Origin of the sequence: uncultured Sphingomonas sp. (genome assembly GCF_964237155.1) — a bacterium.
Lineage (GTDB): Bacteria > Pseudomonadota > Alphaproteobacteria > Sphingomonadales > Sphingomonadaceae > Sphingomonas.
Window position 1 is genome coordinate 1 of sequence record NZ_CAXSHH010000103.1, and the last position, 6,650, is coordinate 6,650.

The 6,650-nt window shown below is 64.3% G+C and carries 10 protein-coding genes and 1 tRNA gene; 7 read left to right on the top strand and 4 right to left on the bottom strand.

The window, feature by feature from the left end; genetic code table 11:
• The 3 genes from fusA to rpsL form a co-directional block, all read right to left on the bottom strand.
• Window positions 1–1,989, bottom strand: a 1,989-nt coding sequence (fusA, locus tag ACFE71_RS14265) for an elongation factor G (protein WP_375429431.1), incomplete at its 3' end; no start/stop codon positions are given.
• 66 nt (window positions 1,990–2,055) lie between these two features.
• Window positions 2,056–2,526: a 30S ribosomal protein S7 gene (gene rpsG / locus ACFE71_RS14270; RefSeq protein ID WP_375403512.1), complete on the bottom strand. Its 471-nt coding sequence runs from the start codon at window positions 2,524–2,526 to the stop codon at window positions 2,056–2,058.
• 53 nt (window positions 2,527–2,579) lie between these two features.
• On the bottom strand, window positions 2,580–2,951 hold the full coding sequence (gene rpsL / locus ACFE71_RS14275; protein WP_375403511.1) for a 30S ribosomal protein S12: 372 nt from the start codon (window positions 2,949–2,951) through the stop codon (window positions 2,580–2,582).
• A 312-nt stretch (window positions 2,952–3,263) separates the two neighbouring features.
• Between rpsL and ACFE71_RS14280 the strand changes: the two genes are divergently transcribed.
• From ACFE71_RS14280 to ACFE71_RS14310, 7 genes are all read left to right on the top strand, one after another.
• Window positions 3,264–3,340, top strand: a tRNA-Trp gene (locus ACFE71_RS14280).
• Between the two features lie 28 nt (window positions 3,341–3,368).
• Window positions 3,369–3,515: a hypothetical protein gene (locus ACFE71_RS14285; RefSeq protein WP_375429432.1), complete on the top strand. Its 147-nt coding sequence runs from the start codon at window positions 3,369–3,371 to the stop codon at window positions 3,513–3,515.
• A 160-nt stretch (window positions 3,516–3,675) separates the two neighbouring features.
• Entirely contained in the window at window positions 3,676–3,873 is a 198-nt protein-coding gene (gene secE / locus ACFE71_RS14290; protein WP_375429433.1) for a preprotein translocase subunit SecE, read from the top strand.
• A 20-nt stretch (window positions 3,874–3,893) separates the two neighbouring features.
• On the top strand, window positions 3,894–4,430 hold the full coding sequence (gene nusG / locus ACFE71_RS14295) for a transcription termination/antitermination protein NusG (protein ID WP_375429434.1): 537 nt from the start codon (window positions 3,894–3,896) through the stop codon (window positions 4,428–4,430).
• Between the two features lie 361 nt (window positions 4,431–4,791).
• Window positions 4,792–5,052 (top strand): hypothetical protein, encoded by a 261-nt coding sequence (locus ACFE71_RS14300; RefSeq protein WP_375429435.1) that lies wholly within the window; start codon window positions 4,792–4,794, stop codon window positions 5,050–5,052.
• Window positions 5,052–5,450 carry a hypothetical protein gene (locus tag ACFE71_RS14305; protein ID WP_375429436.1) on the top strand — a complete coding sequence of 133 codons (399 nt, stop codon included), beginning with the start codon at window positions 5,052–5,054 and terminating at the stop codon, window positions 5,448–5,450. The genes ACFE71_RS14300 and ACFE71_RS14305 overlap by 1 nt, the downstream gene beginning before the upstream one ends.
• On the top strand, window positions 5,423–5,605 hold the full coding sequence (locus ACFE71_RS14310; protein ID WP_375429437.1) for a hypothetical protein: 183 nt from the start codon (window positions 5,423–5,425) through the stop codon (window positions 5,603–5,605). The genes ACFE71_RS14305 and ACFE71_RS14310 overlap by 28 nt, the downstream gene beginning before the upstream one ends.
• Here the strand turns inward: ACFE71_RS14310 and ACFE71_RS14315 are convergent.
• Entirely contained in the window at window positions 5,602–6,624 is a 1,023-nt protein-coding gene (locus ACFE71_RS14315; RefSeq protein ID WP_375429438.1) for a type ISP restriction/modification enzyme, read from the bottom strand. The genes ACFE71_RS14310 and ACFE71_RS14315 overlap by 4 nt on opposite strands.
• Window positions 6,625–6,650: the final 26 nt, after the last annotated feature.

Here is a 6,650-nt window from a genome sequence, read left to right on the forward strand (position 1 = left end):
GTTCACGTAGCCGAACATGTTCGCCAGCGGCACCATCGCCTCGACCGTCTGCGCGTTGCCGCGGCTGTCGGTGCCCTGGATCTGCCCGCGGCGCGAGTTCATGTCGCCGATGACGTCGCCAAGATAATCCTCGGGCGTCACGACCTCGACCTTCATGATTGGCTCGAGCAGCTTGATCCCCGCCTTTTGCGCTGCTTCGCGCATCGCGCCGCGCGCGCAGATCTCGAAGGCAAGCGCCGACGAGTCGACGTCGTGATACGCGCCGTCGGTCAGGTGAACCTCGAAATCGATGATCGGGAACCCGATCAGTGACCCCGTCTCGGCGGTCTCGCGCATGCCCTTCTCGACGGAGGGGATGTACTCCTTCGGGATGTTGCCGCCCTTGGTCTCGTCGAAGAACTGGAAGCCCGTGCCGCGCTCGCCGGGCACCACCGTCACCTTGACGCGGCCGAATTGGCCGGAGCCACCCGACTGTTTCTTGTGCGTGTAGTCGATATCGACTTTCTTGCCGAGATACTCGCGGTAAGCGACCTGCGGCGCGCCGACATTCGCCTCGACCTTGAACTCGCGTTTCATGCGGTCGACCAAGATTTCGAGATGGAGTTCGCCCATTCCCTTGATGATCGTCTGGCCGCTCTCGGCATCGGACGACACGCGGAAGGACGGGTCCTCGCGCGCGAGCCGGTTGAGCGCGACGCCCATCTTCTCCTGGTCGGCCTTGGTCTTGGGCTCGACCGACAGCTCGATGACCGGATCGGGAAAGATCATCCGCTCGAGGATGATCGGGGCGTTCAGCGCGCAGAGCGTCTCGCCGGTCGTGGTGTCCTTCAGCCCCGCCAGCGCGACGATGTCGCCCGCGAACGCCTCCTGGATGTCCTCGCGGCTGTTCGCATGCATCAGCAGCATGCGCCCGACCTTCTCCTTTTTGTCCTTGACCGAGTTCATGACGACCGACGCGGTGTCCATCTTGCCCGAATAGATCCGGGCGAAGGTAAGCGTGCCAACGAACGGGTCGTTCATGATCTTGAACGCTAGCGCCGACATCGGCGCACCGTCCTCGGGCGGCCGGGCCTCGGGCGATACGCCATCGAGCTTCAGCCCCTCGACCGGCGGGATATCGAGCGGGCTCGGCAGATAGTCGACCACCGCGTCGAGCAGCGGCTGGACGCCCTTGTTCTTGAACGCCGACCCGCACAGCACAGGCACGAACGAAAAGTTCAGCGTACCCTTGCGGATCAGCGACTTCAGCGTGGCGCTGTCGGGCTCGTTGCCCTCCAGATACGCCTCCATGATGTCGTCGTCCTGCTCAACCGCCATTTCGATCAGCTCGGACCGCGCGGTCGCGGCAGCGTCGGCCAGTTCGGCCGGGATATCCTGATATTCGAATTTCGCGCCCAGGCTCTCCTCGAGCCACACGATCGCGCGATTCTCGACTAGGTCGACCAAGCCCTTGAAGCCGCCCTCGATGCCGATCGGCAAATACAGCACCGCCGGACGGGCGCCGAGCCGATCCTTGATCATCTCGACGCAGCGCTCGAAATTCGCGCCGGTGCGGTCGAGCTTATTGACGAAGCACATCCTTGGGACATGATACTTCTCCGCCTGACGCCACACCGTCTCCGACTGAGGCTCGACGCCCGCGACCCCGTCGAAGCACGCGACCGCGCCGTCGAGCACACGGAGCGAGCGCTCTACCTCGATGGTGAAGTCAACGTGACCCGGCGTATCGATGATGTTGATTCGGTGCTCTTCGCCCTGACCCTCGGCCGCCTTCCAGAAGCACGTAGTCGCGGCCGACGTGATCGTGATCCCGCGCTCCTGCTCCTGTTCCATCCAATCCATCGTCGCGGTGCCCTCATGGACCTCGCCGATCTTGTAGGATTTGCCGGTGTAATAGAGGATGCGCTCGGTCGTCGTCGTCTTGCCGGCGTCGATGTGCGCCATAATGCCGATGTTGCGATAACGCTCGAGCGGATGGCTGCGGGCCATGATCGTTGCTTCCTTGAGGATATGGGGAGCCGGATGATCCGACCTCCCATGATGTAGGTGTGACGATTACCAGCGGTAATGAGAGAAGGCGCGATTCGCTTCCGCCATACGATGCGTGTCCTCGCGCTTTTTCACCGCATTGCCGCGGTTGTTGGCGGCGTCCATCAGCTCGCCCGATAAGCGCGCCGACATAGTATTCTCCGATCGCGAGCGCGCCGCGCCGATCAGCCAGCGGATCGCCAGCGCTTGCGCCCGCTCCGGCCGCACCTCGACAGGCACCTGGTATGTCGCGCCGCCGACACGGCGCGACCGGACCTCGATGCCCGGCTTGATGTTGTTAAGAGCGTCGTGGAACACGCCGATCGGCTCGCGCTTGGCGCGAGTTTCGACCGTCGTCATCGCGCTGTACACGATCAACTCGGCGACGGACTTCTTGCCGTCCAGCATGACGGAATTCATGAACTTCGATAGGACCACGTCACCATAGACGGGGTCGGGCAGGATTTCCCGCTTCTCGGGACGACGACGACGAGCCATTTAGTATTCCTTCTATGCTTCAGCCTTGTGGGTCGGACGGAATGCCGACCGGCTTACTTCGGACGCTTGGCGCCGTACTTGGAGCGGGACTGGCGGCGGTCCTTGACGCCCTGCGTGTCGAGCACGCCGCGCAGCACGTGGTAGCGCACACCGGGGAGGTCGCGCACACGGCCGCCGCGGATCAGCACCACCGAATGCTCTTGGAGGTTGTGCCCCTCGCCCGGGATGTACGAGATGACCTCGCGCTGGTTGGTCAGGCGAACCTTGGCCACCTTGCGCAGAGCCGAGTTCGGCTTCTTCGGGGTCGTCGTATAGACGCGCGTGCAGACGCCGCGCTTCTGCGGATTCTGCTCCATCGCGGGGACCTTGGACTTGGCCTTTTGCGGGTCGCGCCCATGGCGGACCAGCTGATTGATCGTCGGCATTGAAGCCTTCACCTTTCACGTGGTTACTTTGCTGGAGCAGTGACGCTCGGGAATACAGAAAAGGACCATACGCGGCGGCGAGCGCCACCCCGAAGGCCCTGGAATGCATCCAGCAATGTTCAATCGTCCAAGCGGAGGCGAGCCCACACCTGACGGTTTGTGCCCATACGCCCGGAGCCGCGAACGGTCAACGGGTGCTCGAAATCCCGTTGCAATGTTGGATTTCCGATTCTAGCCCAATTCTACGTTTCGCCTCAACGCCGACGCGTCGGCTTGCATGCCCGCTTGTCGGAATATAGGGGGGGGTTGCATAGGGGCATAGCTCAGCTGGTTAGAGCGTCGGTCTCCAAAACCGAAGGCCCTCGGTTCGAGTCCGAGTGCCCCTGCCATTCCTCCTAATAGCTATGCGCGGGCATCATGATCTTCGATATCGGCCGGGAGGTGCTCGCTTACGGGATCATGGGGGCGGTCGCGGCGATCGGTTTTCCGCTGCTCCTGCTCCGGGCCAAGCGACGCAGGTTGGAGAAGCTTCGGCGGCGGGGAATTAAGCGATACGACCGGTGACGCTTACGCCCTCCGCCGCCTCGATGCTTGCGCGGGTGGGGCCGCGCGGTTAGATGAGGTGACTTGCCGATCGCGTATTGATCCTCCAGCCGCTCCCCGCCAGGAAAGCGGCGGCGGGGTTCGTGGCCGCGGTCAGCTCCACCCAAGCGAGTACCCCACCGTGGCGAAGACATCCCCCGCCCAGTTCATCGCCCAGGTCCGGGCCGAGACCGCCAAGGTCGTGTGGCCGACGCGCCGCGAGACGGTGATGACGGGTATCATGGTAGTGATCATGACCACGATCCTGGCGTTGTTCTTCTTGGGGGTGGACTCGTTCTTCAATGCGGTCGTCGAGGCGCTGCTGCGTCTCGCCCGCTAAACCGTACAAGGGTTCAGATCATGTCGCGTTGGTACATCATCCACGCCTATTCCGGGTTCGAGGGCAAGGTCCGCGACGCGATCATGGCCGAGGCGACGCGCCTGGGGCTCGACCGGCTGGTGGAGCAGATCGAGGTCCCGACCGAGACGGTGACCGAGGCCCGCCGCGGCAAGAAGATCGCGGTCGAGCGCAAGTTCATGCCCGGTTACGTGCTCGCCAAGCTCGACATGACGGACCAAGTGTACCACCTCGTCAAGAACACCCCCAAGGTGACGGGATTCCTGGGCGCGATGGGCAAGCCCCAGGCGATCAGCGAGACCGAGGCCACGCGCATGCTGAACTCCAAGGAGGAGGCGGCGGCGGCGCCCAAGCAGAAAATCAAGGTCGATTACGAGATCGGCGACGCCGTCAAGGTCCTGGACGGCCCGTTCGCGAGCTTCACCGGCACGGTAGAGGAGCTCGATTTCGACAAGTCGAAGGTGAAGGTCTCCGTCAGCATCTTCGGGCGGGCCACGCCGGTGGAGCTGGACTTCGAGCAAGTCGAACGAAGCAAGTAAGCCCCAAGGCTTACTTGCTGCCCGCACGCGCAGCTCGAAGCGAGACGGCGAAGACCGGCCGGCGGGTCGCGCCAGCGAGCCCGTCCGACGGCGCGGCTAGGCCGCGTCGCCCTTCTACTCTCCTAACCTTATTCCCCGTCGATCCGCGACCGACCGCCGCACGGCGCGGCTTGGCCGCGACGCTTCGTCGCTCTAGGTAGGACGACGGATTGGGCTTTCCCGGTCGGCGCAAGGGTTCTGGGCTTTCCCGGAGCCCTTGCGTTTTTCGGCACCACCGATCCCGATCGACGACGGATCAGTCTTGGCTCAGTCTTAGCCCGCTCCTACTCGCATCGCCGCCGCCGCCGTGGTAGAACGGCGCATGACTGAGGATGTAGTCACGCTGAAGGATCGGGTCCTGCGGATCGCCAAGGCCAGCTCGCTTGCCGACGCGGTCGACGACGTCCGGGTCGAATCGGCGAGCGATCGCGAAGGCTCGGACTTCCTGCGGGTCGAGGTGACCGTTCGCCTCCCAAAGCGCGACGTGGACGCCGACCTCAACACGCTCGTGGAGCGGATCGAGAGCGAAGTTGCAACCGTCGACGATCGTTATCCCAGCGTCAGGTTCCTAGACGCCGCTTGATGGCGACCCATGACGAGGAATTGCTGGTCGCGGCGCGGATGCTGCTGGCGCGATCGCCAAGTCGGCGCGGACGGTTGCCGGGCGCGCGCGTGCGCCGGAGCATATCGACCACCTACTACGCGCTGTTTCACTTCCTGCTCGACGAGGTCAGCCGCAGCGTGATCGGGACGGGTAACGACTTGCGGGTTCGGCGGCGCGTGCTCGCGCGCGCGATCACCCACGCGGGCGTTAAGACGACGATGACCAAGGTGCGCGGCGCGGCGGTCGACGCGTCCATCGCCGAGTTCATGCGCGCGGGTTCGGGCACCGGGCCGTTCGCCGCCCGACGTTCGTGCGCGATTTGGCCGCCACGTTCATCGACGCCCATACCATGCGCGAGGATGCGGATTACGACCTGAACGCGGTGCTGACCGAAGCGGACGCGCGACGGTTGCGGCTGCGCGTTCGACGGGTGATCCGCGCTTGGCGCGGCGCGCGGTCCCCAGCGGACCGCGACGCCAAGCACGCGGTCGCCGCGCTCGTGCTGCTTAAAGGCGCGCTCCGAGTAAACTAAGCGGTAGCCTTTCCCGTCCCCCGATCCGCCCCGCGCATCGCGTCGGTGATCGCCACCGTCTCCATGCTCACCCGCACCACGCGGGCGAGGAGGTCGATCATCGCCTCCTTATGGTCGTGGAAGCGGTAGGTGTTGAAGCGTTCGCGGATCGTGGGGTCGCGCGGGGTCTTTTCCTTGTGCTGGTCGAGCACCCAGTCGATCGCGGAGCGGTTGCCGAGGCGGTAGCTCCACGCCGCCGCCGGGATGCCCGACAGCTGCGTGTCGGCGTCGACCCGGACGACGCCGAGTTCCGGGTCGGACCGCAAGGTCGGCTTGGGGTGCGTGCCGGCGGCGCGTTTGGGTTCGGGGGCGTCGGCGCGGTCGAGCGGCCAGGGTTCGACCTGCTCATAGCCGATATGGAGCCGCATCAGCGTCTCGCCCCAGGCGGCCCACGCCTGGAAATCGGGATAGAGCGGCACGCGCGGGAACTCGCGGCGGAGGTTGAGTGCGTAAGTCTCGCGGTAGACGGGGTCGTGGAGGACGGCGTAGACGTAGTGGAAGATCGCGTCCTTGGTGATCGTCGGTGGAGAAGCGGGACCCCGGATCAAGTCCGGGGTGACGGGGGTGGGGCGGTGGTTCGTTCCCTCATTTCGTTCTCCTGCTCCTTCCTCCTTCGTCACCCCGGGCTTGACCCGGAGTCCCGCTTCCTCCTCGTACCGCTCCCGGAACCGCGCGAGTGCCCAGTCGGTGATGTTGTCCACCCGCTCGCCGGACTTGGTGTAGCGGTAACGGGCGACGGCTTGCGTACCACCATTGCCCGCCTTAACCAGACCAAGATCGAACACGCGGTCAACGCCAAGTGCAGTAAACTCGTTACTAGAGGCTATGCCGAGAAAAGCGATAGTTGGATTCGGATCGCTCTTGTAAAGCGACGCGAGCTGATAAGTCATCCCGTTAAGGTGCGGGTCGAAGTATAACCACTCCCGTGTGAACGGCCGGAATTGAGAATGTACTAGGCCACGTGGACAAAGGGCAGCCACAGCAATGCTGAGGCGAGGCTGACGAA